Source organism: Comamonas sp. GCA5 (genome assembly GCF_036541385.1).
In the GTDB taxonomy this organism is placed as follows: domain Bacteria; phylum Pseudomonadota; class Gammaproteobacteria; order Burkholderiales; family Burkholderiaceae_C; genus Comamonas; species Comamonas aquatica.
In genome coordinates, this window is sequence record NZ_JAZHFR010000001.1 from 1 (window position 1) to 26800 (window position 26800).

A 26800-nucleotide genomic window follows, 5' to 3' on the forward strand; every position below is an offset into this window, starting at 1 on the left:
TGCAGCAGGCGCAGTCGGCCCTGGCGGCCGCCCAGGCCAAGCTGCAGCAGACCCACATCGTCGCGCCCAGCGCCGCCAAGGTGCTGGCGCGCACGGTGGAGCCCGGCCAGATCGTGCAGGCCGGCACGGCGCTGCTGCAGCTGGCCCTGGAGGGGCCGACGCTGATCGTGGCCCAGGTGGATGAACGTTTTCTGGACCAGCTGCGCGAGGGCCAGAGCGCCCAGGTGGTGGCCGATGCCTTTGCCGACCAACGCCTGGCGGCGCGCGTGGTGTCGATCGCCCCGGGCGTGGACGCGCAGCGCGGCGCGGTGGAGGTGAAGCTGGCGCTGCAGGCCGCGCCGCCGGACTTCCTGCGCGAGGACATGAGCCTGTCGGTGCAGGTCGAGACCGGTCGCCAGGCCCAGGCCCTGGTGCTGCCGCTGCAGGCCCTGCAAGGCCTGCGTGAAGGCCACAGCGCCGCCCAGGTGTTGGTGCTGCAGGACGGCCGGGCCACGCCGCGCCCGGTGCAGGTGGGCCTGCGCACCCTGGAGGCTGCGGAAATTGTGGACGGCCTGCACGCCGGCGATACCGTGCTGCTGCCCCCGGCGCAGGCAGGCCAGCGGGTGCGCGCGGCTGCGCCGCAGCAGGAGCGCTGATGGCCGTGCGCATGCCCTGGGGCTTCGAGTGGCAGGTGGCCCTGCGCTTTCTGCGCGAAGGGCGCATGCAAAGCCTGATGATCGTCGCCGGGGTGGCGGCGGGCGTGGCCGTGGTCACCTACATCACGGCGCTGATCCATGGCCTGCAGGCCAACACCGTGCGCAAGACGCTGGGCACGCAGGCCCACATCAGCCTGCGCGCGCCCGAGGACGTGGTCACGCCCCTGCCGCGCCCGGCGGTGGGCGATGCGGTGCTGCTGTCGGACACCCAGCCGCGCGCGCAGCGCCTGCGCTCGGTGGCCAACTGGCAGCAGTTGCTGCCGGTGCTGGAGCGCGAGCCGGGCGTGATCGCCGTGTCTCCCATGGTCTCGGGCGCCGGGCTGGCGCTGCGCGGCGAGGCCTCGCAGTCCATCGCCCTGATGGGGGTGGAGCTGGAGCGCTACCAGCGCATCGTCAACCTGCGCGAGAAGCTGGTGGCCGGCGCCTGGGGCCTGGCCCCGGGCGAGGCCATGATCGGCACCGAACTGGCCGCCGACCTGGGCGTGCGCCCGGGCGACCGCTTCACCATCGCCACCGGCGCGGTGAACGAGCCGGTGCGCGTGACGGCCTTGCTGGACCTGGGCCTCAAGGACCTGAACCGCCGCACCGTGATCATCCCGCTGCGCAGCGCGCAAAGCCTGCTGGGCGTGCCCGGCGGTGCCACGGTGCTGGAGATGCAGGTGGCCGACGTGTGGCAAGCCGATGCCATCGCGCGCCAGCTGCGCGCGCGCTACGACTATGAGGTGGAGAGCTGGCAGGACACGAACGCGCAGCTGCTCTCGGCGCTGAACGCCCAGACCATCAGCACCACGGTGATCCGCGTGGTGGTGCTGGTGGTGGTGGTGCTGGGGATTGCCAGCGTGCTGGTGGTCAGCGTGGTGCAAAAGCGCCGCGAGATCGGCATCCTGCGCGCCATGGGCACCACGCGCGGCCAGGTGCTGCGCGTGTTTCTGCTGCAGGGCGCGGTGGTCGGGGCCCTGGGCTCGGTCGGCGGGGTGCTGCTGTCCTGGGCCATGGTGCAGCTGTTCACCACGTTGGCGCGCAGCGCCGAGGGCGGCGCGCTGTTCGAGATCCACCTGACCCTGCCCGACGCCCTGAGTGCGGCGCTGATTGCCACCGTGTGCGGCGTGCTGGCGGCCGTGGTGCCGGCGCGCCGCGCCGCGTCCATGGACCCGGCCCAGGCGATACGGATGTGACCCCCATGGCCCACGACCCCACCACCGCACCCCTGCTGCAGCTGTCGGCCGTGCGCAAGTCCTACAACGTGGGCCAGCCCAGCGAGGCCGAGGTGCTGCACGGCATCGACCTGCAGCTGCGCGCCAGCGAGTTCATCGCCCTGGTCGGCCCGTCGGGCTCGGGCAAGAGCACCCTGCTGAACATCCTGGGCCTGTTGGAGCGCATGAGCAGCGGCAGCTACCAGCTGCTGGGGCAGGAGACCCACCGGCTCAGCGACGACCGCCTGACCCTGCTGCGCCGCCAGAGCCTGGGCTTCGTGTTCCAGTTCCACCACCTGCTGCCGGCCTTCACCGCGCTGGAGAACGTGACCCTGCCGGCGCTGATGGCGCACGGCGTGGTGTCCGGCGCGGACAAGAACCGCGCCATCCAGCTGCTGCGCGCCGTGGGCCTGGGCCAGGCGCTGCACAAGAAGCCGTCGGAGCTGTCGGGCGGCATGCAGCAGCGCGTGGCCATCGCCCGGGCGCTGGTGCAGCAGCCGGCCCTGGTGCTGGCCGATGAGCCCACGGGCAACCTGGACACGCAGTCGTCCGACGATGTGTTCGCGCTGCTGCGCGAGATTCATGCCCAGCAGGGCACGGCCTTTCTGATCGTCACCCACGACCCGCGCCTGGCGGCGCGCTGCGACCGGCTGGTGGAAATGGTCGATGGCCAGATCGCCCAGGACACGCAGACGCCACACATGTAGTGTTTTTGGTCGCTGGCGCGCGTCCTGCCTGCGCAGAGTGCTCTTATTTTCTTTGCGGTGCGTGCAGCACCCGCAGCATGCCGTGCACGATCAGCCCCTGGGCCAGGTAATAGCTGCCCAGCACCCACACGGTGGCGGCGGGCAGGGGCTGCACGAAGCGGTCGATCGCCAGGATGCTGTCGCTGACCATGAAGCTCAGTGCGCCCCAGGCCACGCAGCGTGCGCCCGCGCTGCGCAGCACCTGGGCGCGGCCGATGGCCTGGGCCGCCATGCCGGCAATCACCAGCACATAGGCGGCCACAGGCAGGCGCATGTCGGCGGGCAGGCCGTGCGTCGCCAGGTAGCCGTAGACCAGCGCGGCGCAGGCCAGCACCGCCAGCAGGGCCGGGCGGTGCGGCAGCCACGGCAGGCCCCGGTGGAACAGCACGATGTAGCAGCCGTGGGCCAGCAGGAAGGCCGCCAGGCCGGCGAGGAAGCCCTGCGCTGACAGCAGGCAGACATCGCCCAGCAGGCTCAGCGCCAGGCCGGCCAGCAGCCAGCGGGTGGCCACGGGCTGGCCCTGGCGGTCGGCGCGCCGCCAGACCAGGGCCAGGCACAGCAGCAGCGGCAGGGGTTTGAGCAGGGCATAGGCAGCGAAGGGCCCCAGGTGGCCGGCCAGCATGGCCAGCAGGGCGCACAGGGCCATGGCCCATTGCAGCGGATGGAGGTGGGCAAGCAGGTGCATGCCGGCCAGTCTGCGGGCCACGCGCACGGCTGGGCATTGGGGCTGTCCCGCCTTGCGGGGTGGGCCACGGATGCCGTGGGCGCGCATTCTCCGGGGCCGGTGGAGTTTCGTGCTTTCCCTTAAAATCGCCCCTCTTTACCTTGAGAGGCCCGCTGCGCACTGCTGCGCTTGCGGCCCTTTGTCGCAAACGCGTGGCCGTCGCCACGACCGAACCCGTCCCCGACCAGTGTCATACGCTCCTGAAACCCGGCGTCGCCGCACCTTCGCCATCATTTCCCACCCGGATGCGGGTAAGACCACGCTGACCGAAAAGCTGCTGCTGTTCTCGGGGGCGATCCAGATCGCCGGGGCCGTGAAGGGGCGCAAGGCCAGCCGCCACGCCACCTCGGACTGGATGGAAATCGAAAAGCAGCGCGGCATCTCGGTGGCCTCGTCGGTGATGCAGATGAGCTACCGCGACCACGTCATCAACCTGCTCGACACCCCCGGCCACAAGGACTTCTCGGAAGACACCTACCGCGTGCTGACGGCCGTGGACTCGGCGCTGATGGTGATCGACGCGGCCAACGGTGTGGAATCGCAGACCCGCCGCCTGATCGAGGTTTGCCGCCAGCGCAACACGCCCATCCTCTCGTTCGTCAACAAGTTCGACCGCGAAGTGCGCGACCCGCTGGACATCCTGGACGAGGTCGAGCGCGAGCTGGGCATGCCCTGCTGCCCCATCACCTGGCCCGTGGGCCAGGGCAAGAGTTTCGGCGGCATCATCAATCTGCAGACGCAGACCATGACGGTGTTTGCCGCCGGCAGCGAAAAGCGCCCCGAGGACTTCGAGGTGATCCCGCTGACCGAAACCGACCGGCTGCGCGCGCGCTTCGGCCAGGCCTTTGACGATGCCATCGAGAGCATGGAACTGGCCCAGGGCGCGTCCGCTGAGTGGGACCACCAGGCCTTCCTGGAAGGCAAGCTGACCCCCGTGTTCTTCGGCTCCGGCGTGAACAACTTCGGTGTGATGGAAGTGCTGAACGCCGTGGTCGACATGTCGCCCCCGCCCGGCCCGCGCATCGCCTTCACCGAGGTGAACCGCAACCGCGAAGAAGTCACCATCCACCCCGAAGACAAGACCTTCGCCGGCGTGGTGTTCAAGGTCCAGGCGAACATGGATGCCAACCACCGCGACCGCATCGCCTTCGTGCGCGTGGCTTCGGGCAAGTACACCCCCGGCATGAAGATGAAGGTGCAGCGCACCGGCAAGGAGCTGCGCCCCACGTCCGTGGTGACCTTCATGTCGCAGCGCCGCGAGGCGGTGGACGAGGCCTATGCCGGCGACATCATCGGCTTCACCATCCACGGCGGCGTGCAGCTGGGGGATTCGATCACCGACGGCCCCAGCCTGCAGTTCACCGGTCTGCCGTTCTTCGCCCCCGAAATGTTCATGACCGTGGTGCTCAAGAACCCGCTGCGCACCAAGCAGCTGCAGCAAGGCCTGATGCAGCTGGGCGAAGAGGGCGCGATCCAGGTGTTCAAGCCCGATGTCGGCGGCAACATGCTGCTGGGCGCCGTGGGGCAGCTGCAGTTCGAAGTGGTGCAGCACCGCCTGAAGACCGAGTACGACTGCGACGTGCGCCTGGAAGGCTGCCAGTACACCGGCGCGCGCTGGATCACGGCCGACTCGCCCGCCGAGCTGCGCGAGTTCGAGAACGCCTACCCCATGCGCCTGGCGCACGATGCGGCCGACACCCTGGCCTTCCTTTGCACCAGCCCCTACGACGTGCGCCTGGCGCAGGAACGCTTCCCCAAGATCCATTTCCACCCCCTGCGCGAACACGCCGGCCTGGCCCTGGGTAGTGCCCATTAATTGAAATCACTAGCGGCCTGCATGCGTCGTTGCCGAATCTCGCCGTAGCGCTGCTACTGTCTTCGATCCGGCGCCTCGCCTGCACCGCTGCGCTGGCCGCTACTGATTTCTACGCTGTGTTTGATCTCACCCGTGCCTGGCACGGGTTGGTTGTTGAGAGTTTGCTGTGAGCCAAGAATTTCTGCGCCCCTTGTCTGAACTGCCGGTGCCCGCGAACCTGCTGGGCGTGCTGACCGACATCGATGACACCCTGACCACCGAGGGCGTGGTGCCTGCGCACGTGGTGGCCGCCATCGGCCGCCTGCAGGCCGCGGGCCTGAAGGTGGTGCCCATCACCGGTCGCCCTGTGGGCTGGAGCGTGCCGTTTGCGCGCGCCTGGCCGGTGGAGGCCATCGTCGCCGAGAACGGCGCCGTGGCCCTGCGCCGCAACGACCGGGGTGGGCTGGACAAGCTCTACCAGCAGGACGACGACACGCGCGTGCACAACTTCGCCAAGATGCAGGAAGTGCTGGCGCAGATCGAGCAGCAGGTGCCCGGCGCGCAGCGCGCCACCGATTCGCACGGCCGCGAGTGCGACATCGCCGTGGACCACAGCGAGTTCACCACCCTGTCGCAGGCGCAGATCGATGCCTGCGTGGCCATCATGCGCGACGCCGGCATGAACGCCACCGTCAGCTCCATCCACATCAACGGCTGGTTTGGCGCGCACAACAAGCTGGAAGGCGCACGCTGGATCGTGCAGAGCCTGTTCGGCATCGACCTGGACGCGACGCTGGGCCAGTGGGTCTACATCGGCGATTCGACCAACGACCAGCTGATGTTCCAGCACATGCCCCACAGCGTGGGCGTGGCCAACATCGCGCGTTTCGTGCCCCAGCTGCAGCACCTGCCGCGCTATGTGACCACGGCCGAGCGCGGCGATGGCTTTGTGCAGTTAGCAGACCATATTCTGGTCACTCAAAAATAAGAGCTGCTTTAGCTCTTGTAAAGCCATTTACAGATGAAAATTTGATTGAAACCGCCTCTGCACAAGCAGCTATCAATAAAGCCAGCACCTTGCGGTTGCTGGCTTGTTTTCAGTCTTGCTTACGCTCGCGCTGGCACTAGGGGGCTCAACGCGATCGGCATGGAGCAGGCTCAGGCATTGACGATGGACGATACGTCCAGCACATACATCTGGCGCTGGTGTTCGTGCACCGAGTCAATGCACACCTGCTGGCCATCGCGGCTCCAGCGCGGGTGCAGGTCGCAGCGGTTTTCCTTGCTCAAGTCCGGCGTGGCATAGAAGCTGCGCAGGTTGCGGCGTTCGCCGGTCTGCATGTCGAACAGGAACAGATAGCGCTCGTGCGTCTTGTCGTCCGGGTAGGTGTCGCTCAGCATCCAGCGCGTGCTGACCGGGGAGAAGGTCATATGACCGTTTTCCACCAGCACATCACGGCCAATCACCTGCACCGCACCGCCTGTCACGTCATGGTAGAGGTGGTAGTGGATCTCACCCGCATGCGGTCCCCAGACGATGATGTGCTCGTTGTCTTGCCACAGCGGGTGGGAGATTTGGTATTCCGACTTTTCGTAGTCGAACGTGCCCACAGCGCTGGGGTCAAAATCCGCCGCCAGCTGCGGCAGCGGATGGTCCGAGCACTCTAGCAAACGCATGTCCGAGCCGTCGGGGTTCATGGTGATCAGACGGTGCAGGAAGCAGGTTTCATCCTTCACGCGCTCGGTCCAGCGGTGCAGGAACAGGATGCGCGAGGACGCAGGGTTCACTTCAATATGACTCACCCAGTGGATGGCCTTGTCCATCGACGGCACATGGTGGAATGCCTTGAGCTGGGCGTAGCTGACCAGCAGCTGGGCAGCGCCGCTGTCCAGCTCCATGCGCCAGATGCCGTCGTCCGCTGGCGCCAGCGGCAGATCGAAAGGCTGGCCGGGTTCGCTGTAGCCAATGGTCTCGTGGGTGATGTACAGACGTCGGTAGTTGACCGACAGCGCCCAGGCGCTGCAGGGTGCCACCACATACACCGGCATAGGCAGCACGCGGCGTGCGCCGCTGTCCACATCCACCACCACGGCGCCAAAGCCGGGGTAGCGGGCGTTCATATCACCCGTGCGGTCGTTGTAGATCAGCTGGCGGCCGGGTGCGCCATCCAGCCACTGCAGCTGGCTGCCCATCTGAAAGTTCCACGCGCCGGTCTCGCCCACGGCGTGAAAGCGGTCACCATCCTGGGTGTCGAAGTAGCCAATGGTGGCTGTGGCATCGGGCGTCAGGTACACATCCATCCACGGCGTGCGCTGCGCGGCCAGCAAACGGTTAGTCTTGTCCCAGTTGGACTTGTTGTAGTAGCCAAAAAAATGGTGCTGGCTGCCATCACCCACGCGGCGGCAAGGCACAAATTGATCAGTTGCAGAAGTCGTCATCACAGTTACCCATATCGAAAAAGAACAGCCGCAGCGCTGTGCTCAGGTCTGCGGCTGCTGGCATAGACTGCTGCCGCCCAAAACAGGCGGCAGCAGCATGCTGCGCCATCAGTTGGCGGTAATCTTGCCTTCGCTGATCACACGGTCCCAGCGCTGCTTTTCACGCGCCACAAAGCTCTGGGCTTCAGGCAAGGTGTTGGCCACGGCGCTCATGCCCTGGTCGGCTAGGCCCTTGTGGAATTCCGGCGTGTTCACCACCTTGCGGATGTCGGCGTTGAGCTTTTGCACAATGGTCTCAGGCACCTTGGCCGAGACGGCCACCGTGGTCCACGATGTGGCCACATAGTCCTTCATGCCGGCTTCGGCGGCGGTAGGCACATCGGGCAGCGCTTCCAGGCGCTGGGAGCCGGTCACGGCCAGGGCCTTGAGCTTGCCGCCACGCACATGTGACAGCACGGTGGGCGGGTTTTCAAACATCAGCTGGATCTGGCCGCCCAGCAAATCGTTCAGTGCGGCGGAGCTGCCGCGGTACGGCACGTGCACGATGGGTGCGCCCGATTGCAGCTTGTACAGCTCGCCCATCATGTGCACCGAAGAGCCCACGCCGGCCGAGCCAAAGTTGATGGAGTTGGACTCTTTCTTAGTCAGCTGCGTCAGATCGCTCAGCGTCTTGACCGGCAGGCTGGGCGTGGCCACTACGACGTGCGGCATTTCGGCCAGCACCGTCAGCACGCGCAAATCCTTGGCGGGGTCATACGGCAGCTTGGGGTAGACGGCGTAGGTGGCGTGCAAGCCGATGGAGCCCACCATCAGTGTGTAGCCGTCGGCGGGCTGGTCCACCACATATTTGCCGCCCAAGTGACCGCCCGCACCGGGCTTGTTTTCAACCACCACCGGCACATTCCACAGGCGACCCAGCTTGTCCGCCAGCATGCGGGCCTGCACGTCGGAGCTGCCACCGGCGGTGAAGGGCACCAGGATGCGCATCTGTCGGTTGGCAGAGGGGAAATCCTGCTGCGCCTGGGCGCTGGCACCGGCCAAACCCATCACGGCCATCACAGCCCCCAGCACGGCATTGCGGCGTGTCCTCAAACCCGATTGTTGTTGCATGTCTTGCTCCTGTTCATCGCCTAGGGCGGAGTTTTTTTGATCGATGTGAGGCAGTGTAGAAAGCACGCCATCTCGTGAAAAATGCATTTATTCGAGGCTGCTATACAAAATTGGTATACCCTTCCTACCTCACCACTTGCCTGCTGCAACGCCATGTCCCGGCCCCTGAACTCCCGCGAAATTGAGGCGTTCCGCGCTGTCATCCAGACCGGCACCACCACTGCGGCAGCCCAGCTGCTGCACACCACCCAGCCTTCGGTCAGCCGGCTGCTGGCGCAGATGCAGGCGGCTGCCGGGCTGAAGCTGTTCGACATGCACAAAGGCCGCTTGCGCCCCACGCCCGAAGCCATGGAGCTGTACGCCACCGTGCAGCAGCACTTCATGGGGCGCGAGCGCATTGAGCGCGCGTTGAGCGTGTTGCGCCAATCCGGCGCCGGTGCGCTGCGCGTAGGCTGCACACCGGCGTTGGGGCTGAGCGTGATTCCCACCGTGGTGCACCGCTTTGCACAGCGCTTTCCCAGCACCCATCTGAGCCTGCAGACCCTGGGCACCACACCGCTGCGCGAAGGCCTTCTGTATGGTCAGCTGGACCTGGTGGTCAGCACCATGGCGATTGCCAGTGCCGAGCTGGACGCCAGCGTGCTGCACCGCAGCCACGCGGTATGCGTGATGCATCCGCAGCACCGGTTGGCCGCACAAGACGCTATCCATGTGCGCGATCTGCAAGGCCAAAAACTGCTGACCTTGAACGCCAACGACGACATTTTTTTGCAGCTGCAGCGCACCATGCAGGAGCACGGCATCGAAGCCGGCTCCACCATCGAGACCACCTACTCCGCCACCATCTGCAGCCTTGCCGCGCAGGGGCTGGGCATTGGCGTGGTCAACCCGTATATGGCCTCGGTGTTTGCCCGCGAGCTGCGGGTGCTGCCGCTGCAGCCGCTGTGCGCGGTGGAAGTGGTGCTGGCCCTGCCGCCGCAGTACGCTCCATCAGAGCGGGCGGAATGCTTTATCCAGCTGCTGCGCGAACAGCTGCAGACGCTGCCGGAAGAGGGAGCCCCGCCTGCCACGGCGCACAGCGATGGCGTGGTGCTACGCACTGGCCGCGCGCGCAAGATGCAAAAATAAGAGCTGCTTCAGCGCTTTCAGAGCCATTTTTAGGTCAAAAACATACTGAAATTGTTACTAAAAAAGCACAAGCAGCTATAAAAAAACAAAAGCCAGAACGTGCCCCTGCAGCACAGCGGGCGTTGCACCATCCTCCCCAACGCTCAGACGTTGCTTCAGGTTGAGCGCACGCCCGCAGACAGTACGTCGGTAAGGCAAGGGCGCGCAACACCGCATGAAGCGCCGTATGGGCGCCTCCGCACGGGCCGCGACCCCCATGCAAAGCATCAGTCGATGCTTACCTTCGCGGTCTCGATCACCTTTTTGTACATCGCCGTGTCCTGGTCGATCAGCTGCTGGAACTGCGCGGGCGTGCTGCCGATGGCGCCGAAGCCCAACTGCGTCAGCTTGGCCTTGACCTCGGGCGACTGCACGGCCTCGGCGATGGTCTTGGACAGCTTGTCGACGATGGGCTGGGGCGTGCCCTTGGGCGCCAGCACGCCAACCCAGGAGTTCATCACAAAGCCGGGGAAGCCCGCTTCCTCCATGGTGGGGATGTCGGGCTCGCCGGGCCAGCGCTGCTTCGACGCCACGGCCAGCACCTTGATCTTGCCGCTCTTGGCGTGGGGCATGGGCACCAGGGCGGGGTCAAACAGCATGTCGACCTGGCCGCTCATCAGGTCGGCCAGGATGGGAGCGCTGCCGTTGTAGGGCACGTGCTGGGCATTCAGCGCGTTTTCCTGGGCCCAGCGCGCGCCGATCATGTGGGCGCTGGCGCCGGTGCCGCTGGAGGCGTAGTTCAGCGGCTGCTTCTTGCCGTACTCGGCCAGTTCCTTGGCGTTCTTCACCGGCAGCTTGTTGGCCGCGAACAGGAACATGGGCAGGTCGGCCACATGGCTGACGGCCACCAGGTCGCTGGGTTGGTAGGGCAGCTTCTTGTACAGCGACATGTTGACCGTGTAGGCGGCCAGCACGCTGACGAAGTTGTAGCCGTCGGCCGGCGCGCGCGCCGTCTGCGTCACGCCGATGGTGCTGTTGGCGCCGGGCTTGTTCTCGATCACCACGGGTTGGCCCAGGCGCTTGCCCACGGCCTCAAACACGGTGCGGCTGACGATGTCGGTCGAACCGCCGGGGGTGTAGGGCACGATCAGTTTGATGGGCTTGCTGGGCCACTGGGCGGCGGGTTCCTGGGCCCAGCTGGTGCCGGTCAGGGCCAGGCTGGACAGCGCCAGGGTGGCCCAGAGGGCCGAACGACGGCTGCGGTGAGGGGCAAATGCCATGGGGGAATCTCCAGTTGTCTCGTTATGCGGGCAGCGGGGGCTGCCACTCCCTGAATGTCGGGCTGGTTTTGTCAGCGCGACATTTGCACTGTAAAAGCCGCACCGCGCAGCCGTACCGAGGGCAATCCCTGGGCGGCTGTCGCAGGGGCATCAAGCCAGTTGGGGCGTCCCGTCGGGGCTCCCCGCAGGCCACAATGCGGCACAGGCGCTGCCGAGCCGGGCGGCCATCGTACAAGGAGCGACATGCAAGAACCCTCGATTTTGCTGCTGCCGGGCCGTGGCAATGCCAACCCGGAGCATTGGCTGTCCCACTGGGAAGCGAGTGACCCACAGATGCAGCGGGTGTGGCAGCGTGAATGGCAGACCCCCCAGTGCGCCGACTGGGTGCACACCCTGGTGGCGGTGCTGGCGCAGCGGCAGACGCCGGCCGTGCTGGTGGCGCATTCGGTGGCCGTGGCCCTGGTGAATCACCTGGTGGCCGCCTGGCCGCGGTACCACCCGGACCGACCCCTGCCCGTGCGCGGGGCCTTGCTGGTGGCCCCCAGCGATGTGGAGTCACCCACTTGGCCGCCGGGCCCCCTGGGTTTTGCCCCGATGCCGATGCAGCGCTTGCCGTTTCCAACCCTGGTGGTCGCCAGCACGAACGACCCCCGGGTCACGCTGGAGCGGGCCCAGGTGTTTGCCACCGCCTGGGGTGCCCGTCTGGAAGTGGTGGGTGCCTTGGGCCATCTGAATGCCGACAGCGGTCTGGGCCCTTGGCCCCAGGGTCGCCAGTGGCTGGAGGAGTTGTTGGCGGCAGAGGTGGTCGGCAATTGAATCCGTGCCAGCCGGCGCGCACATAGCACGGCCTGGGGCCGTACCGCATGCCGCCCCACGCGGTGTGTCCTGTGGCCATGGGGCCAGGGCCTTTAGCGTGGGGGCTGGGGCTCCCAATCGGTATCGCAGCCGATGCCGGCCGCAATCCAGCGCCGCGCCAGCCGGGCCACCAGGCGCATGGCCCAGGGGCGGCGCCAGCCCAGCACGGCCCCGGGATCGCTGACCATGCCGCAGCGGTAGTGCTGCGCGCTGGCGTCCCACTGCAGCGCCTGGCAGGCGCCCGTGCGCCGGCGCGACACCCAGATGCCCAACGGGCACGGCTCGGCGAGGCAGCACAGGCCGCAGCCATTGCAGGGCGCGCCCATGGCGGGTTTGGCCGGTGCCGCCGGCTGCAGGTAGATGACGCGTTCAGGCACGCGGCACCCCCGGTGCCTGTGGACAGGGGTGGCGCGCCGTGGCGGTGACGGTCGGCATGAGAGCTGCGTGGAAGGCCATGGCGCGATCTTAGGCCCGCCAGGCGGGGGGCAGTTGTTCGGCATGCGCCAGGTCGACGTGGGCCTGCAGAAAGTCCAGCACCGCCCGCGTGCGCGGTGGCAGGCGGTCTGGCTTGCCCGGGTAGACGGCGTGGATGGGCTCCAGGTCGCCGGTGTTGAAGTCTTCCAGCACCACCTCCAGCCGGCCGGCCTGCAGGTCCTCCCAGGCGTGGAACAGCGACAGCCGCGCCAACCCGGCGCCGCCCAAAGCCAGGCCACGCAGCACATCGCCGTCGTTGACGCGCAGCGCCTGGCCGATCTCCACCGCCATACGCTCGCCCTGGACCAGAAACGGCCAGTGTGGGATCGCACGCGGGTAGGTCCAGCCCATGCGCCGGTGGTCCGCCAGATCCTTCGGGTGCTGCGGCACGCCATGGCGGGCCAGGTAGTCCGGGGCGGCGACGATGACCTGGCGCGTGCAGCCGAGGCGCCGCGCCACCATGTCCGAGGAGGGCAACTGTCCCCAGCGGATGGCGATGTCGATGCTGTCCTCCACCAGGTCCACGATCTGGTCGGTGAAGAACAGCTCCAGCCGGAGACCCGGGTGCGCCGCCATCAGTGGGGCCACCAGCGGCACCAGCAGGCGCTGGCCGGTGGAGGTGCTGGCGCTGATGCGCACCACGCCCTTGGGGGCGCTGCGGGCGGCCACGGTGGCCTCCAGCTCGTCCAGGTCGGCCAGCAGGCGCTTGCCGCGCTCTACCAGTTGCGCCCCTTCGGCCGTCAGCTGCATGCGCCGCGTGCTGCGCTGCAACAACTGCACCCCCAGGCGGGCCTCCAGCCGCGACACGGTCTTGCTGATGGCCGAGGGCGACACACCCATCTGCCGTGCGGCGGCCGACAGGCTGCCCTGTTCGGCCACCAGCACCAGCACCTCCAGTTCGCCGGAGCGGTTGACCTCACTGCCCTGGGCAGCCAAGGGCGACAAGCGGGGGGTGTCGGGCACGGAGTCTCCGGAATTGCAGGGCGGGAACCAGGAGGTAATTTGTTCCGCTTGGGAACAAATGCATTGCCATTATTCCATCTACACAAAGATCCTGGTCGGGGGCACAGTCACCCCCTCGGATTTTTCTGGATACCCCAAGGACCTTTCCCATGCCGCTCTCTCTTCTGGCCCTGGCGGCCGGTGCCTTTGGCATCGGCACCACGGAATTCATCATCATGGGCTTGCTCACCCAGGTCGGCAGCGACCTGGGGATCAGCATTCCCACGGCCGGCACCCTGATCTCGGGCTACGCCATCGGCGTGGCTGTGGGCGCGCCCGTACTGACCCTGCTGACGCGCCACTGGCCGCGCAAGCGCCTGCTGCTGGCACTGATGCTGATCTTCATCGCCGGCAACCTGGCGGCGGTGTTTGCGCCGAACTACACCGCGCTGATGGCGGCGCGGGTGCTGACCTCGCTGACCCACGGCACCTTCTTCGGCGTGGGGGCTGTTGTGGCCACCAGCCTGGTGCCGCTGGAGAAAAAGGCCTCGGCGATCGCGCTGATGTTCTCGGGCCTGACCCTGGCCACCTTGCTGGGCGTGCCCGCTGGGGCCTGGATCGGTCAGCACTTCGGCTGGCGCATGGCCTTCGCTGCCGTGGCGGGCGTGGGCGTGGTGGCCTTCGCCATCCTGGTGGCCTTTGTGCCGCGCGACCTGGGCCGTCCGGCCGTTCCCCCGCTGCAGCAGGAACTGGCCGCGCTGCGCCATCCCCAGGTCTGGCTGGGCCTGGGCATCACCGTGTTCGGGTTTGCCGGCGTGTTCGCGCTCTACACCTACATCGAGCCCTTGCTGACCCAGGTGACCCGAATGGCGGGCAGCCTGGTGGCCCTGACCTTGCTGCTGTTCGGCGCCGGCCTGGCCGTGGGCAACCTGCTGGGCGGCAAGCTGGCCGACCGCGGCGTGCTGCGGGCCCTGACCTGGAGCCTCGTGGCCCTGCTGGTGGTGCTGGCGCTGGGCCGCTGGGCCTTTGGGCACCCGGGCGTGGCCATGGCCTATGTGGTCGTGCTCGGTGTCATGGCCTTTGCCACCGTGGCCCCGATGCAGATGCGCGTGCTGGACCAGGCCGGCCCCCACGGCGCCAACCTGGTGTCCAGCCTGAACATCGCAGCCTTCAACCTGGGCAATGCGCTGGGGGCCTGGGCCGGTGGCCTGGCCCTGGCCGGGGGGCTGGGCTTGGTGCACCTGGGCTGGGTCGCCGCCGCGCTGACGGCCATGGGCCTGCTGCTGACGGTCTGGAGCCGTTACCTGCCGGTGCGCCACCCCGTGCCCCAGGCCTGCGATTTGGCGCGGGCCTGAGGCGGGTCCGCGGGTCGGTGTGGCCGCTCAGGCGGTACGCGCCAGCACCGGCGCAATCGCCTGGCCTGTGTGCGTGCCCAGGGCCACCACCTCTTCGGGGGTGCCCGCAGCCACAATGCGGCCACCGCCGCTGCCGCCTTCGGGGCCCAGGTCGATGATCCAGTCGGCCTCGGCGATGACGTCCAGGTCGTGCTCGATGACGATCACGCTGTGGCCGCCGTCCACCAGGCGGTGCAGCACGCGGATCAGCTTGTCCACGTCGGCCATGTGCAGGCCCACGGTGGGCTCATCCAGTACGTACAGCGTGTGGGGCGCCTTGTTGCCGCGCTTGGTGATGTCGTCGCGCACCTTGGTCAGCTCGGTCACCAGCTTGATGCGCTGGGCCTCGCCACCGCTCAGTGTGGGCGAGGGCTGGCCCAGCGTCAGATAGCCCAGGCCCACGTCCTTGAGCAGCTGCAGCGGGTGCGCGATGCTGGGCATGGAGGCAAAGAACTCCACGGCCTCGTCCACCTCCATCTGCAGCACGTCGCCAATGCTCTTGCCGCGCCAGGTGACGGCCAGCGTCTCGGGGTTGAAGCGCGCGCCGTGGCAGGTTTCGCAGGGCACCTTCACATCGGGCAGGAAGCTCATCTCGATGGTGCGCATGCCCTGGCCTTCGCAGGCCGGGCAACGGCCTTCGCCGGTATTGAAACTGAAGCGCCCCGCGCCGTAACCACGGGCCTTGGCCTCCAAAGTGTCGGTAAACAGCTTGCGGATGGTGTCCCAGAAGCCGATGTAGGTGGCGGGGCAGCTGCGCGGGGTCTTGCCGATCGGCGTCTGGTCCACCTCCAGCACGCGGTCGATGGCTTCCGTGCCCCAGACGGCTTCACAGCCGACCAGCGCGGGTGTCTGGCCCGCTTGCGCCGCTTCGCGGCCTGCCTTGGTGCTGCGCTGGCTGACCAGCGCGGACACATTGGTCAGCAGCACATCGCGCGCCAGCGTGGATTTGCCGGAGCCGGACACGCCGGTGATGGCCACCAGGCGTTGGAGGGGCACGCTGGCCTCGATGTCCTGCAGGTTGTGCAGGTTCGCGCCATTCACCACCAGCCAGTGCAGCGGGCCGGTGGCTTTGCGGGGGTTGGCCAGCTCGGCATTCAGGGCCGCGCTGTCGGCAGCCAAGGCGGCGGCCGCATCGGCCGCGATCTGCTTTTTGGTGCGTTTCTTGGGTTTTGCGCTGGCTGCATCTGTGCTGGCAGCTTCTGTTGGGATAGCGGCTGCATCCGCCACGCCATGCACCGCGCGGCGCGCCTGGTAGGGGTGGCGCATGGCGTGCAGCAGGTAGCGGCCGGTTTGCGAATCGGCGGCGGCCATGATGTCGGCCGGCGTGCCCTGGGCCACCAGCTGGCCACCGCGCTTGCCCGCGCTGGGGCCGATGTCGATCACGTGGTCGGCCCGGCGGATGGTGTCTTCATCGTGCTCCACCACCACCAGGGTGTTGCCCTTGTCGCCCAGCTTGTGCAGGGCGTTGAGCAGGATGTGGTTGTCGCGCGCATGCAGGCCGATGGTGGGTTCGTCCAGCACATAGCACACGCCCTGCAGGTTGCTGCCCAGCTGCGCCGCCAGGCGGATGCGCTGCGCCTCGCCGCCGGACAGCGTGGGCGCGCCCCGGTCCAGGGTCAGGTAGTTCAGCCCGACCTCCTCCAGGAATTCCAGGCGGCCCAGGATTTCCGGCAGCAGGTCGCGCGCGATGTCGGTTTCGCGGCCGGTCGTCGTCAGCTGCTGGAACCACTGGCGCAGCGCGCTGACCGACAGGTGGGCCAGCTCGGTGATGGTCTTGCCGTGGAAGCGCACGGCGCGGGCGCGGGCGTTCAGGCGTGTGCCCTCGCAGGTCGGGCAGGTGCATTCCTCCAGGTCTTCGACCTCGTTGGCGGTCAGCGTCAGCTCGCGGCCGCGGTTGTCTTCGGCCAGGGTGCTGTCGTCGTAGACCTTGCGCTGCTCCTTGGTTAGCTTCACGCCCGTGCCCACGCAGTCGGGGCACCAGCCGTGCTTGCTGTTGTAGCTGAACAGGCTGGGCTCCAGCTCGGCATAGCTGGTGGCGCAGACCGGGCAGGCGCGCTGGGTGGAGAACACTTGCAGCGTGCCCACGCCCTTGCCCTGCTCGGGCGCCCCAATCGCGGCCTCCAGGGTGTCGATGCCGGACAGCACATGGACCACGCCCTTGCCGATCTCCAGCGTCTTGGCCAACTGCGCGCGCAGCTCTTTTTCGTTGGCCGCCGTGACCTTGACGCTGGCCACGGGCAGCTCGATGGTGTGTTCCTTGAAGCGGTCCAGGCGCGGGAAGCCCGTGGTCGGCAGGAAGGCGCCGTCCACGCGCAGGTGCGTGTAGCCCTTGGGGCGGGCCCAGTCGGCCAGCTCGGTGTACACGCCCTTGCGGTGCACCACCAGCGGGGCCAGCAGGCCGATGTGCTGGCCCTTGAACTGGGTCAGCAACTGGGCGGCAATGCGCTCGGGCGTTTGCGGCTCCACGGCGGCGCCGTCGTGCACGCAGTGCTGGGTGCCCAGCTTCACGTACAGCAGGCGCAGGAAGTGCCAGACCTCGGTGGTCGTGCCCACGGTGGACTTGCGCCCGCCGCGCGACAGGCGCTGCTCGATGGCCACGGTGGGCGGAATGCCCCAGACGGCATCCACCTCGGGTCGGCCCGCGGGCTGCACGATGGAGCGCGCATAGGCGTTCAGCGATTCCAGGTAGCGGCGTTGGCCTTCGTTGAACAGGATGTCAAACGCCAGCGTGGACTTGCCCGAGCCGGACACGCCGGTCACCACATTGAACTTGCCGCGCGGAATGTCCACGCTCAGGCCCTTGAGGTTGTGCTCGCGGGCGTTGACGATTTCAATGGCATTTTTGCCTGCTGGAGATTTGTGGGCGCGCGCTGACAGCTCTTTTTTATAGAGCATGGGCGCGACTTCTTCGACCAACTGGCCGCCCACGCCCATGGCCAGGTCGTATTCGCGCAGGGCCTGTGCGGTGTGCGAGCCCTTGACCTGGCGCACGTCCTCGGGCGTGCCCTGGGCCACGATCTGGCCGCCGCCGTCGCCGCCCTCGGGGCCCAGGTCGATCAGCCAGTCGCTGGCGCGGATCACGTCCAGGTTGTGCTCGATGACGATCAGGCTGTGGCCCGCCTCCAGCAGCTTGCGCAGCGCGCGCATCAGCTTGGCGATGTCTTCAAAGTGCAGGCCGGTGGTGGGCTCGTCGAACAGGAACAGCGTCCCTTTGCGCGCAATCTTTTGCTTGGATTTGGAGGCGGTTTTGGCCGCCTCGGCCAGAAAGCCTGCTAGCTTCAGCCGCTGGGCTTCGCCGCCCGACAGCGTGGGCACGGGCTGGCCCAGCTTCACGTACTCCAGCCCCACATCGACGATGGGTTGCAGGGCGCGGATCACCTCGGCATCCTGGCGGAACAGCTGGGCCGCCTCGGCCACCGTCAGCTCCAGCACATCGGCCACGTTCAGGCTGCGGCCATCGCGATCCAATTTGATTTCCAGAATCTCGGCACGGTAGCGGCTGCCGTTGCAGTCGGGGCAGCGCAGGTAGACGTCGGACAGGAACTGCATCTCCACATGCTCGAAGCCCGAGCCGCCGCAGGTGGGGCAGCGGCCATCGCCGCTGTTGAAGCTGAACTTGCTGGCCGTGTAGCCGCGCTGGGCCGACAGCGGCGCGAGTGCAAACAGTTCGCGCAGGCTGTCCCAGGCACCCACGTAGGACACGGGGTTGGAGCGTGCGGTTTTGCCGATCGGCGACTGGTCGACAAACACCACGTCGGCCAGGTGGTCGGCGCCCAGCAGGCGGTCATGTGCGCCGGGGCTGTCGGTGGGCTTGCCAAAGTGGCGCAGCAGGGCCGGGGCCAGGATGTCCTGGATCAGCGAGGATTTGCCCGAGCCCGAAACGCCGGTGATAGTGACCAGGCGTTGCAGCGGGAAGTCCACATTGAGGTTTTGCAGGTTGTGCTGGCGCGCGCTTCCAGGATGAGGCGGGGCGTGCTCTCGGTCACCATGCGCTTCACGCCAAAGCCCACCTGCTTGCGCCCGCCCAGGTAGGCACCGGTCAGGGTGTCGGCGTGCTTGAGTTCCTCGGGCGTGCCGTCGAACACGATCTGCCCGCCGCGCGCACCGGGGCCGGGGCCCATGTCGATCATGCGGTCGGCGGCAAACATCACGGCCGGGTCGTGCTCCACCACCACCAGGGTGTTGCCGGCATCGCGCAGGCGGTGCATGGCCTGGGTGATGCGCTCCATGTCGCGCGGGTGCAGGCCGATGCTGGGCTCGTCCAGCACAAACAGGGTGTTGACCAGGCTGGTGCCCAGCGCGGTGGTCAGGTTGATGCGCTGCACCTCGCCACCACTCAAGGTGCGACTTTGCCGGTCGAGCGTCAGGTAGCCAATGCCCACGTCCACCAGGTACTTCAGGCGCGTGCCGATCTCTTCGTTCAGCAGCTTGAGTGCCTGCAATTCGCCCTCGGCCAGCCCGGTCTGGTTGCCCAGGTGCAGGCTGTCGAAGAAGCTGCGCAGCCGTGTGATGGGCAGCCGCATCAGATCGTGCAGGCACAGGCCGGGCAGGGCCTCGAGCTGGGCACGGCTCCAGGCCACGCCGGTGGGCATAAAGCGCTGTGCAGGAGGCAGCACCGCATCGGCCTGCGCCTTGCTGCCAATGCGCCACAGCAGGCTTTCGGTCTTCAGGCGTGCGCCGGCGCAGGTGGGGCATTCCGTGTAGCTGCGGTACTTGGAGAGCAGCACGCGGATGTGCATCTTGTAGGTCTTGGTTTCCAGGTACTCGAAGAAGCGGCGGATGCCGTACCACTGCTTGTTCCACTGGCCCTTCCACAGCGGCGAGCCTTCGATCACCCAGTGCTTCTGTTCCGGGGTCAGCTTGCTCCAGGCGATGTCGCGAGGGATGCCTTCGGCCTCGGCGTGGCGCATCAGGTCGTCCTGGATCTCCTTCCAGCCGGGCGTCTGGATGGGCTTGATGGCCCCGGTGCGCAGCGTGAGCTTGTCGTTGGGGATCACCAGGCCCCAGTCCACGCCAATCACGCGGCCAAAACCCCGGCAGGCGTCGCAGGCGCCCACTGCGGAGTTGAAGGAGAACAGCGACGGCATGGGTGCGGTGTAGCTGAGGTTGCTCTCGGGGCAGTGCAGGCCCTGCGAGAACTTCCACGTCTCAGCCTCGCCCGCTTCGGGCATGACGTACACGGTCAGGTGGCCGCTGCCGCGCTTGAGGGCGACCTCGATGGCCTCCATGGCCCGGGAGCGCTCCACGCGGCTGAAGCGGAAGCGGTCGGCCACCACGTCCAGCACCTTGATGCTTTCGGGTGGCGCGGCCTTGGCCTTCTTGCCCTTGGCGGGTTCTTCGACGGGTGCCGCACGTTCGACTTCACGCTCGGCCTGCACCTTGGTGAAGCCGCTGGCCGACAGCCATTGCTCCACTTCTTCCTGCGAGGTGTTGGCGGGCAGCTCGACCGGGAAGGTCAGTGCAATGCGCGGGTCGCCGGCCCGTTCGCAACGCTGCTGGAGGGCGGCGAAGATGGTCTCGGCCGTGTCGTGCTGCACGGGCAGGGTGGTCTGGCGGTCGAACAGGTGGGCGGCGCGCGCGAACAGCAGCTTGAGGTGGTCGTTCAGCTCCGTCATCGTGCCCACGGTGGAGCGGGAGTTGCGCACCGGGTTGGTCTGGTCGATGGCAATCGCCGGCGGCACGCCTTCGACGCGGTCCACGGCCGGCTTGTCCATGCGGTCCAGGAACTGGCGCGCGTAGGCGCTGAAGGTTTCCACGTAGCGGCGTTGGCCTTCGGCAAACAGGGTGTCGAACACCAGGCTGGACTTGCCCGAGCCGCTGGGCCCGGTGACGACGGTCAATTCGCCCGTGCGGATGTCCACATCCACGTTCTGCAGGTTGTGTTGGCGTGCGCCACGGATGCGGATCTGGCCTTGGGTCATGGTGAGCTGCGCGAAGAAGAAGCGTCAAAAACAAAGCGGCCGACCATTCTAGGCAGGCTGCCGCCGTGGATCGGCCGGTCTGGTCAAAGCGCATGCGGTCCGTGCTGGTAAACGGGCAGCAAAAAGGCCTGCTGGTGACAGCAGGCCTGGGGTGGTGCGGCGTGGAGGCCTTATTTGCGCGAGGTCTCCAGCGCCCGGTTGATGCCCAGCGCGGCCAGGGTGCAGACGGCCCCCGACAGCAGGTAGCCACCGACCGCCACCGGACCGAAGTGCGAGGACAGGTACAGGGCCACCAGGGGCGCCAGGGCCGCGCCCAGCAGCCAGGCGAGGTCGGCCGAGTAGGCCGCTCCCACAAAGCGGAACTTGCGCGAGAAGTTGGCCGTGACCGTGCCCGAGGATTGGCCGTACGACAGTCCCAGCAGCGCAAAGCCAATCAGGATGAACAGGTTCTGGCCGGCGGTGCCGCCATTGAGCAGCATGGGGGTGGCAAAGCTGAACAGTCCGATCAGCACCGCCATGGCGCCCAGGGTGTTGCGGCGGCCAAAGCGGTCCGCCATCCAGCCCGACAGCACGATGGCCGCGCAGGCCACCAGCGCACCCGCCACCTGGGTCCATAGGATCTGCGGGGGCGAGGCTTCGCCGTACAAGGTCATCCAGGACAGCGGGAACACGGTGACCAGGTGGAACAGGGCAAAGCTGGCCAGCGCGGCCAGCGCGCCCAGGAACACGTTGCGGCCCTCACCGCTGCGCGCCAGCTCGAGCGTGGGCGTGGGCGTGAGCTCCAGGGTCTGGAACATGGTGGTGTAGCTCTCGTCGGCGACCAGGCGCAGGCGGGCAAACAGGGCCACCACGTTGATGGCAAAAGCCACGCAGAAAGGATAGCGCCAGCCCCAGGCCAGAAGCTCCTCGTGCGAGAGTTGGGTGTAGATGTAGGCGAACACCGAGGCGGCCGCCACGAAACCGATCGGCGCCCCCAGTTGGCCGATCATGGCGTACCAGCCCCGCTTGGCCTTGGGCGCATTCATCGCCAGCAAGGACGGCAGCCCTTCCCAGGAGCCACCCACGGCCAGACCCTGCGCCACGCGCAGGCCCACCAGCCACCAGATGGCCGCCACGCCGATGCTTTCATAGCCCGGCAGCAGGGCGATGCCCACGGTGGCGCTGCCTAGCAGGAACAGGGCAATCGTCAGCTTGACGGCCATGCCCCAGCGGCGCTGCACGGCCATGCCCACGGCCGTACCGACCGGGCGGGCGAAGAAGGCCAGTGCGAACACTGCAAAGGCCGCCAGCATGCCGTTGAGCGTGGTCAGGAAGGGGAAGTACACATAGGGGAACACCAGCACGCAGGCGATGCCGAACACGAAGAAGTCAAAGTATTCGGAGGCCCGGCCGATGATGACGCCGGCGGCAATCTCGCCGGGGGTCACGTCTTGGTGGCCGTGGGCATGGGCCAGGCCGGGATCGACGGGTGCTGTTCCAGAAGGGGAGCCAGGGTGTGCAAAGCTGGTCATAGGTGCAACTCCTCGAGACGATGCACCTCTTGTACGCCGCTTGATGTGCGTCAACAAGCGAGATTTGCCTGCCCACCGTGTAGGAGAAGGGTTTGTCGGGAGGCTGAAGCGACATGGAAGTGGCAAAAACCATGGCGCCAAAGGGGGCGTGTTCTGTGGCTGGGTTGCCCCAATATGGGGATGCCCTTGACATTTATCAATGGGTTTTATTTATTTCAGGATTTCCTGAAAAAACAAGGATTTAGAGACGCTTTGATGGAAATCAATTGACACGGGCTGGTGTCAAGTTCCTACATAAAGACAACACACGGCACTGCGTTGAGCACCAAGGGGGCGCAGGAAGATGGGCAGGCGGAGTAAATTCGGCAGGTTTTGTTATCCGCGTTTACACCTAACAACGCGCGTTTTTTCGCGTTCACAGCATGCCTACATCCACGGAAAACCGCGGGCCAGCCTGGCTCGCTGCCGCGGCTCTGCTAGCGACCCTCACGGGCTGCAGCAAGGCCGTCGTGCTCAATCCCGCAGGGGACATTGCTGCTCAGCAAGGCGACTTGGTGGTGACTGCCACCTTGTTGATGCTGATCATCATCGTTCCCGTGATCCTGCTGACCCTGTTGTTTGCCTGGAAGTACCGCCAGTCGAACACCGAGGCCGAGTACGACCCGGAATGGCACCACTCGACCGCTCTGGAGCTGGTCATCTGGAGTGTTCCATTAATCATCATTATTGCTTTGGGCGCTTTGACCTGGATCAGCACCCACAAGCTGGACCCTTACCGTCCCCTGGACCGCATCTCGGAAACCAAGCCCCTGGACCCCAACGTCCAGCCGCTGGAAGTGCAGGTGGTGTCCATGGACTGGAAGTGGCTGTTCCTGTACCCCGAGCAAGGCATTGCCACGGTGAACGAATTTGCCGCACCGGTGGACCGTCCCATCCGCTTCAAGCTGACCGCCACCTCGACCATGGCCGCGTTCTACGTGCCTGATCTGGCCGGCATGATCTATGCCATGCCTGGCATGGAGACCCAGCTGAACGCCGTGATCAACAAGGAAGGCACCTACAAGGGGCTGAACTCGCACTACAGCGGTGCGGGCTTCTCGGGCATGACCTTCAAGTTCCACGGCCTGAGCAACGAAGGCTTCGACGCCTGGGTGCAACAGGCCAAGACCGAAGGCAAAGTGCTCGATCGTGCCTCCTACCTGGATCTGGTCAAGCCCAGCGAGCGTCACCCTGTGACCCGCTTCTCGTCCGTGCAGGACGGGCTCTACAACCGCGTGCTGAACATGTGCGTGGAAGAGGGAAAGATGTGCATGCACCACATGATGGCCATCGACGCTGCTGGCGGCGCGGCCTACATGAAGAAGGTGGGCCTGAACCTGCCTGACGATGTGTGCTCGGTGGAGAACGCAGACCGCGTGGTGGCCCTCCTGGACCAGCGCGATTCCCAGGGTGCTGTGGCACAGCAATAAGCAAGGACGGCGGCCTTGATGCGTTCCGGCGCGTCAGGCAGCCACTGAAAGAGACACAACTATGTCTGGACAAACAACGCTGCCCCACGATCCGCTGATTGGGCGGATCAGCTGGGACTCCATACCGATGGCGCATGAGCCCATCGTGCTGTGGACCTTTATTGCCGTGGTGCTCGGCGGCCTCGTGATGATGGCCGCACTGACCAAGTTCAAGCTGTGGGGTCCCCTGTGGCGCGACTGGGTCTGCTCGATCGACCACAAGAAGATCGGCATCATGTACATCATCCTGGGTATCGTCATGCTGCTGCGCGGCTTTGCCGACGCGGTGATGATGCGTATCCAGCAGGCCATGGCCTTTGGTGACAACCTGGGCTACCTGCCTCCGCACCACTACGACCAGATCTTCACCGCGCACGGCGTGATCATGATCTTCTTCGTGGCCATGCCCTTGGTCACGGGTTTCATGAACTACCTGATCCCGCTGCAGATCGGCGCGCGCGACGTGTCGTTCCCCTTCCTGAACAACTTCTCGTTCTGGATGACCACCACGGCGCCGTGCTGGTGATGGTGTCGCTGTTCCTGGGTGAGTTCTCGACCTCCGGCTGGCTGGCGCTGTCCAATCTGGGCAACCAGAACCCGGGTGTGGGTCTGGACTACTACATCTGGGCGCTGCAGCTGTCGGGTGTGGGCACCACGCTGTCGGGTATCAACCTGATCGTGACCATCATCAAGATGCGTGCCCCTGGCATGAACCTGATGAAGATGCCCGTGTTCGTGTGGACCTCGCTGTGCACCAACGCGCTGATCGTTGCCTCGTTCCCGATCCTGACTGCAGCCCTGGTGCTGATGTCCATGGACCGCTATTTCGGCACGCAGTTCTTCACGAACGAGCTGGGCGGCAACCCCATGCTGTACGTGAACCTGATCTGGATCTGGGGCCACCCTGAGGTCTACATCCTGGTGCTGCCCGTCTTCGGCATCTTCTCCGAAATCGTGGCGACCTACTCCAAGAAGCGCCTGTTCGGCTACACCTCCATGGTGTACGCGACCGTGTGTATCACCGTGCTGTCCTGGCTGGTGTGGCTGCACCACTTCTTCACCATGGGATCCGGCGCAGCGGTGAATACCTTCTTCGGTATCACCACGATGATCATCTCGATCCCCACGGGCGCGAAGATCTTCAACTGGCTGTTCACCATGTACAAGGGCCGCATTGCCTTCAAGCCGCCCATGATGTGGACGGTGGGCTTCATGTGCACCTTCGCCATCGGCGGTATGACCGGCGTGCTGCTGGCCGTGCCTCCTGCCGACTTCGTGCTGCACAACTCGCTGTTCCTGATCGCCCACTTCCACAACGTGATCATTGGTGGCGTGGTGTTCGGTCTGCTGGCCGGTATCAACTACTGGTTCCCCAAGGCCTTCGGCTACCGCCTCAACGAGTTCTGGGGCAAGGTGTCCTTCTGGTGCTGGCTGGTCGGCTTCTGGGTCGCCTTCACACCGCTGTACATCCTGGGCCTGATGGGCGTGACCCGCCGTGTGAGCCATTTCGACGACCAATCGCTGCAGATCTGGTTCGTGATCGCTGCCGTCGGCGTGGCCATCATCGCCTGCGGTATCGGTGCCTTCCTGCTGCAACTGGTGGTGTCCTACTTCCAGCGCGACAAGCTGCGTGACGTGACGGGCGACCCCTGGGGCGGCCGTACCCTGGAGTGGGCGACTTCCTCGCCACCTCCCGCGTACAACTTCGCCAAGACCCCCGTGGTGTACGACATCGACGCCTGGTGGGACATGAAGAAGCATGGCTACCAGCGTCCGCTGAACGGCTTCGAAGACCTGCACATGCCCAAGAACACGGGCGCCGGCTTCGTGATCTCCATGATCGCCATGGTGCTGGGCTTTGCGCTGATCTGGCACATCTGGTGGCTGGCCGTGGTGTCCTTCGCCGGCATGATCCTGGCTTCGATCATCCACACCTTCAACTACAACCGCGACTACTACATCCCTGCAGCTGAAGTGCAGGCGACGGAAGACGCACGTACTGAACAGCTCGCACGCCATGTCTAATATTTCCATCCAAGCGGGTCAGCGCGAGTACCACCCCGCGCACGAGCCCCATCCTGAGAACGGCACTTCGCTGGGCTTCTGGCTGTACCTGATGAGCGACTGCCTCATCTTCGCAGCCCTGTTCGCCACCTTCGGCGTGCTGGGCCGCAGCTACGCCGGCGGCCCCACGGGCGCCGAGCTGTTCGACCTGAAGCTGGTGGCCCTGAACACGGCCTTCCTGCTGATCTCGTCGATCACCTTCGGCTTTGCGCTGATCCAGAAGCAAAAGGGCAACCTGAAGGGCACCCTGACCTGGCTGGCCATCACCGGCCTGTTCGGTCTGGCCTTCCTGGCGGTGGAACTGTATGAGTTCGCGCACCTGATGCACGAAGGCCTGACACCCCAGTCCAGCGCCTTCGGCTCGGCCTTCTTCACCCTGGTGGGCACCCACGGTCTGCACGTGACCTTCGGTCTGATCTGGCTGATCGTGCTGATGATCCAGCTGGGCAAGCATGGCCTGACCCGTGAAAACAACCGCCGCCTGATGTGCCTGTCGATGTTCTGGCACTTCTTGGACGTGGTCTGGATCGGTGTGTTCACCTTTGTGTATTTGATGGGGGTGCTGTAAATGAGCGCGCATGATCTGCATGCTGGTCACGACGACCACCACGGTGAGGAAGAGATTCACGTCACCACCGGCGGTTACGTCACCGGCTTTATCCTGGCGGTCATCCTGACCGTGATCCCCTTCTGGCTGGTCATGGCCAAGGTGATCGACAACCGTGCCACCGCCGCGATGGTGCTGGGCCTGTTTGCCGCCGTGCAGGTGGTGGTCCACATGTACTTCTTCCTGCACATGAACGGCAAGATCCAGGGCGGCTGGACCATGTTGTCCACCATCTTCTCGGTGGTCTTCGTGGCCATCACCCTGGCGGGTACCTTGTGGGTCATGTTCCACATGAACACCAACATGATGCCCAGCCACACCGACCTGCCTCCGGTGGACCAGCCCGCGGTCACGGCGCCGGCCCCTGCGGCCGAGGCGGCGGTGCAACCCGCGGCAGAACCTGCTGCCGCACACAGTGGCCACAGCAGCAACTGA

General features: G+C 66.1%; 18 protein-coding genes and 2 pseudogenes. 12 read left to right on the top strand and 8 right to left on the bottom strand.

Annotated elements, in window-relative coordinates:
- The 3 genes from SJH88_RS00005 to SJH88_RS00015 form a co-directional block, all read left to right on the top strand.
- The coding region (locus SJH88_RS00005; RefSeq protein WP_274753268.1) for an efflux RND transporter periplasmic adaptor subunit at nucleotides 1–635 on the top strand (635 nt) is incomplete at its 5' end.
- Nucleotides 635–1870 carry an ABC transporter permease gene (locus tag SJH88_RS00010; protein ID WP_238826190.1) on the top strand — a complete coding sequence of 412 codons (1236 nt, stop codon included), beginning with the start codon at nucleotides 635–637 and terminating at the stop codon, nucleotides 1868–1870. The genes SJH88_RS00005 and SJH88_RS00010, both read left to right, overlap by 1 nt.
- A gap of 5 nt (nucleotides 1871–1875) precedes the next feature.
- Nucleotides 1876–2595, top strand: a complete 720-nt coding sequence (locus tag SJH88_RS00015; RefSeq protein ID WP_274753269.1) for an ABC transporter ATP-binding protein — start codon at nucleotides 1876–1878, stop codon at nucleotides 2593–2595.
- A 43-nt stretch (nucleotides 2596–2638) separates the two neighbouring features.
- Here the strand turns inward: SJH88_RS00015 and SJH88_RS00020 are convergent, their stop codons facing one another.
- Entirely contained in the window at nucleotides 2639–3319 is a 681-nt protein-coding gene (locus SJH88_RS00020; RefSeq protein ID WP_231499219.1) for a lysoplasmalogenase, read from the bottom strand.
- Between the two features lie 226 nt (nucleotides 3320–3545).
- On the opposite strand from SJH88_RS00020, the gene SJH88_RS00025 reads away from it, so the two are divergent.
- Nucleotides 3546–5174: a peptide chain release factor 3 gene (locus SJH88_RS00025; RefSeq protein ID WP_183303617.1), complete on the top strand. Its 1629-nt coding sequence runs from the start codon at nucleotides 3546–3548 to the stop codon at nucleotides 5172–5174.
- 166 nt (nucleotides 5175–5340) lie between these two features.
- The gene (locus SJH88_RS00030) at nucleotides 5341–6141 is read left to right on the top strand and encodes an HAD-IIB family hydrolase (RefSeq protein ID WP_274753270.1); all 801 of its coding nucleotides are present in this window, start codon (nucleotides 5341–5343) and stop codon (nucleotides 6139–6141) included.
- Between the two features lie 170 nt (nucleotides 6142–6311).
- Here the strand turns inward: SJH88_RS00030 and SJH88_RS00035 are convergent, their stop codons facing one another.
- Both SJH88_RS00035 and SJH88_RS00040 read right to left on the bottom strand, forming a co-directional pair.
- Nucleotides 6312–7592, bottom strand: coding sequence for a TolB-like translocation protein (locus tag SJH88_RS00035; RefSeq protein WP_043385384.1), 1281 nt, complete (start codon nucleotides 7590–7592; stop codon nucleotides 6312–6314).
- A gap of 108 nt (nucleotides 7593–7700) precedes the next feature.
- Nucleotides 7701–8648 (bottom strand): Bug family tripartite tricarboxylate transporter substrate binding protein, encoded by a 948-nt coding sequence (locus tag SJH88_RS00040; protein WP_409818632.1) that lies wholly within the window; start codon nucleotides 8646–8648, stop codon nucleotides 7701–7703.
- Nucleotides 8649–8855: 207 nt separating this feature from the next.
- Between SJH88_RS00040 and SJH88_RS00045 the strand changes: the two genes are divergently transcribed.
- A complete protein-coding gene (locus SJH88_RS00045; RefSeq protein ID WP_081770782.1) occupies nucleotides 8856–9830 on the top strand; it encodes a LysR family transcriptional regulator in 975 nt (324 codons plus the stop codon).
- 266 nt (nucleotides 9831–10096) lie between these two features.
- On the opposite strand, the gene SJH88_RS00050 is transcribed toward SJH88_RS00045, so the two are convergent.
- On the bottom strand, nucleotides 10097–11089 hold the full coding sequence (locus tag SJH88_RS00050) for a Bug family tripartite tricarboxylate transporter substrate binding protein (protein WP_274753271.1): 993 nt from the start codon (nucleotides 11087–11089) through the stop codon (nucleotides 10097–10099).
- A gap of 243 nt (nucleotides 11090–11332) precedes the next feature.
- Here SJH88_RS00050 and SJH88_RS00055 point away from each other — a divergent pair, with 243 nt between their 5' ends.
- Entirely contained in the window at nucleotides 11333–11905 is a 573-nt protein-coding gene (locus SJH88_RS00055; protein WP_274753272.1) for an RBBP9/YdeN family alpha/beta hydrolase, read from the top strand.
- A gap of 92 nt (nucleotides 11906–11997) precedes the next feature.
- Here the strand turns inward: SJH88_RS00055 and SJH88_RS00060 are convergent, their stop codons facing one another.
- Complete coding sequence (locus SJH88_RS00060) at nucleotides 11998–12321, bottom strand: hypothetical protein (RefSeq protein WP_043385396.1); 324 nt, start codon at nucleotides 12319–12321, stop codon at nucleotides 11998–12000.
- Nucleotides 12322–12409: 88 nt separating this feature from the next.
- Nucleotides 12410–13381 (bottom strand): LysR family transcriptional regulator, encoded by a 972-nt coding sequence (locus SJH88_RS00065; protein WP_420921700.1) that lies wholly within the window; start codon nucleotides 13379–13381, stop codon nucleotides 12410–12412.
- A gap of 149 nt (nucleotides 13382–13530) precedes the next feature.
- Here SJH88_RS00065 and SJH88_RS00070 point away from each other — a divergent pair, with 149 nt between their 5' ends.
- Entirely contained in the window at nucleotides 13531–14715 is a 1185-nt protein-coding gene (locus SJH88_RS00070) for an MFS transporter (RefSeq protein ID WP_043385399.1), read from the top strand.
- 27 nt (nucleotides 14716–14742) lie between these two features.
- On the opposite strand, the pseudogene uvrA reads toward SJH88_RS00070, so the two are convergent.
- A pseudogene (gene uvrA, locus SJH88_RS00075) lies at nucleotides 14743–20675 on the bottom strand (excinuclease ABC subunit UvrA).
- A gap of 170 nt (nucleotides 20676–20845) precedes the next feature.
- Nucleotides 20846–22186 (bottom strand): MFS transporter, encoded by a 1341-nt coding sequence (locus SJH88_RS00080; protein WP_045267528.1) that lies wholly within the window; start codon nucleotides 22184–22186, stop codon nucleotides 20846–20848.
- A 422-nt stretch (nucleotides 22187–22608) separates the two neighbouring features.
- Between SJH88_RS00080 and cyoA the strand changes: the two genes are divergently transcribed.
- The 4 genes and pseudogenes from cyoA to cyoD all read left to right on the top strand — a co-directional run bounded on the left by cyoA (nucleotide 22609) and on the right by cyoD (nucleotide 26800).
- The gene (gene cyoA / locus SJH88_RS00085; RefSeq protein WP_042414464.1) at nucleotides 22609–23655 is read left to right on the top strand and encodes a ubiquinol oxidase subunit II; all 1047 of its coding nucleotides are present in this window, start codon (nucleotides 22609–22611) and stop codon (nucleotides 23653–23655) included.
- A 127-nt stretch (nucleotides 23656–23782) separates the two neighbouring features.
- Nucleotides 23783–25719: pseudogene (gene cyoB, locus SJH88_RS00090) on the top strand (cytochrome o ubiquinol oxidase subunit I).
- Nucleotides 25712–26326 (top strand): cytochrome o ubiquinol oxidase subunit III, encoded by a 615-nt coding sequence (cyoC, locus tag SJH88_RS00095; RefSeq protein WP_042414457.1) that lies wholly within the window; start codon nucleotides 25712–25714, stop codon nucleotides 26324–26326. Before cyoB ends, cyoC begins: the two are co-directional and overlap by 8 nt.
- A complete protein-coding gene (gene cyoD, locus SJH88_RS00100; protein WP_270151150.1) occupies nucleotides 26327–26800 on the top strand; it encodes a cytochrome o ubiquinol oxidase subunit IV in 474 nt (157 codons plus the stop codon). It abuts the gene before it with no gap.

Excerpts from the sequence above, each read along its gene's own strand:
- SJH88_RS00010 (WP_238826190.1), top strand. The coding sequence starts at position 635 with ATGGCCGTGCGCATGCCCTGGGGCTTCGAGTGGCAGGTGGCCCTGCGC.
- SJH88_RS00015 (WP_274753269.1), top strand. The coding sequence starts at position 1,876 with ATGGCCCACGACCCCACCACCGCACCCCTGCTGCAGCTGTCGGCCGTG.
- SJH88_RS00020 (WP_231499219.1), bottom strand. The coding sequence starts at position 3,319 with ATGCACCTGCTTGCCCACCTCCATCCGCTGCAATGGGCCATGGCCCTG.
- SJH88_RS00035 (WP_043385384.1), bottom strand. The coding sequence starts at position 7,592 with ATGACGACTTCTGCAACTGATCAATTTGTGCCTTGCCGCCGCGTGGGT.
- SJH88_RS00040 (WP_409818632.1), bottom strand. The coding sequence starts at position 8,648 with ATGGCCGTGATGGGTTTGGCCGGTGCCAGCGCCCAGGCGCAGCAGGAT.
- SJH88_RS00045 (WP_081770782.1), top strand. The coding sequence starts at position 8,856 with ATGTCCCGGCCCCTGAACTCCCGCGAAATTGAGGCGTTCCGCGCTGTC.
- SJH88_RS00050 (WP_274753271.1), bottom strand. The coding sequence starts at position 11,089 with ATGGCATTTGCCCCTCACCGCAGCCGTCGTTCGGCCCTCTGGGCCACC.
- SJH88_RS00055 (WP_274753272.1), top strand. The coding sequence starts at position 11,333 with ATGCAAGAACCCTCGATTTTGCTGCTGCCGGGCCGTGGCAATGCCAAC.
- SJH88_RS00070 (WP_043385399.1), top strand. The coding sequence starts at position 13,531 with ATGCCGCTCTCTCTTCTGGCCCTGGCGGCCGGTGCCTTTGGCATCGGC.
- SJH88_RS00080 (WP_045267528.1), bottom strand. The coding sequence starts at position 22,186 with ATGACCAGCTTTGCACACCCTGGCTCCCCTTCTGGAACAGCACCCGTC.
- cyoA (WP_042414464.1), top strand. The coding sequence starts at position 22,609 with ATGCCTACATCCACGGAAAACCGCGGGCCAGCCTGGCTCGCTGCCGCG.
- cyoC (WP_042414457.1), top strand. The coding sequence starts at position 25,712 with ATGTCTAATATTTCCATCCAAGCGGGTCAGCGCGAGTACCACCCCGCG.
- cyoD (WP_270151150.1), top strand. The coding sequence starts at position 26,327 with ATGAGCGCGCATGATCTGCATGCTGGTCACGACGACCACCACGGTGAG.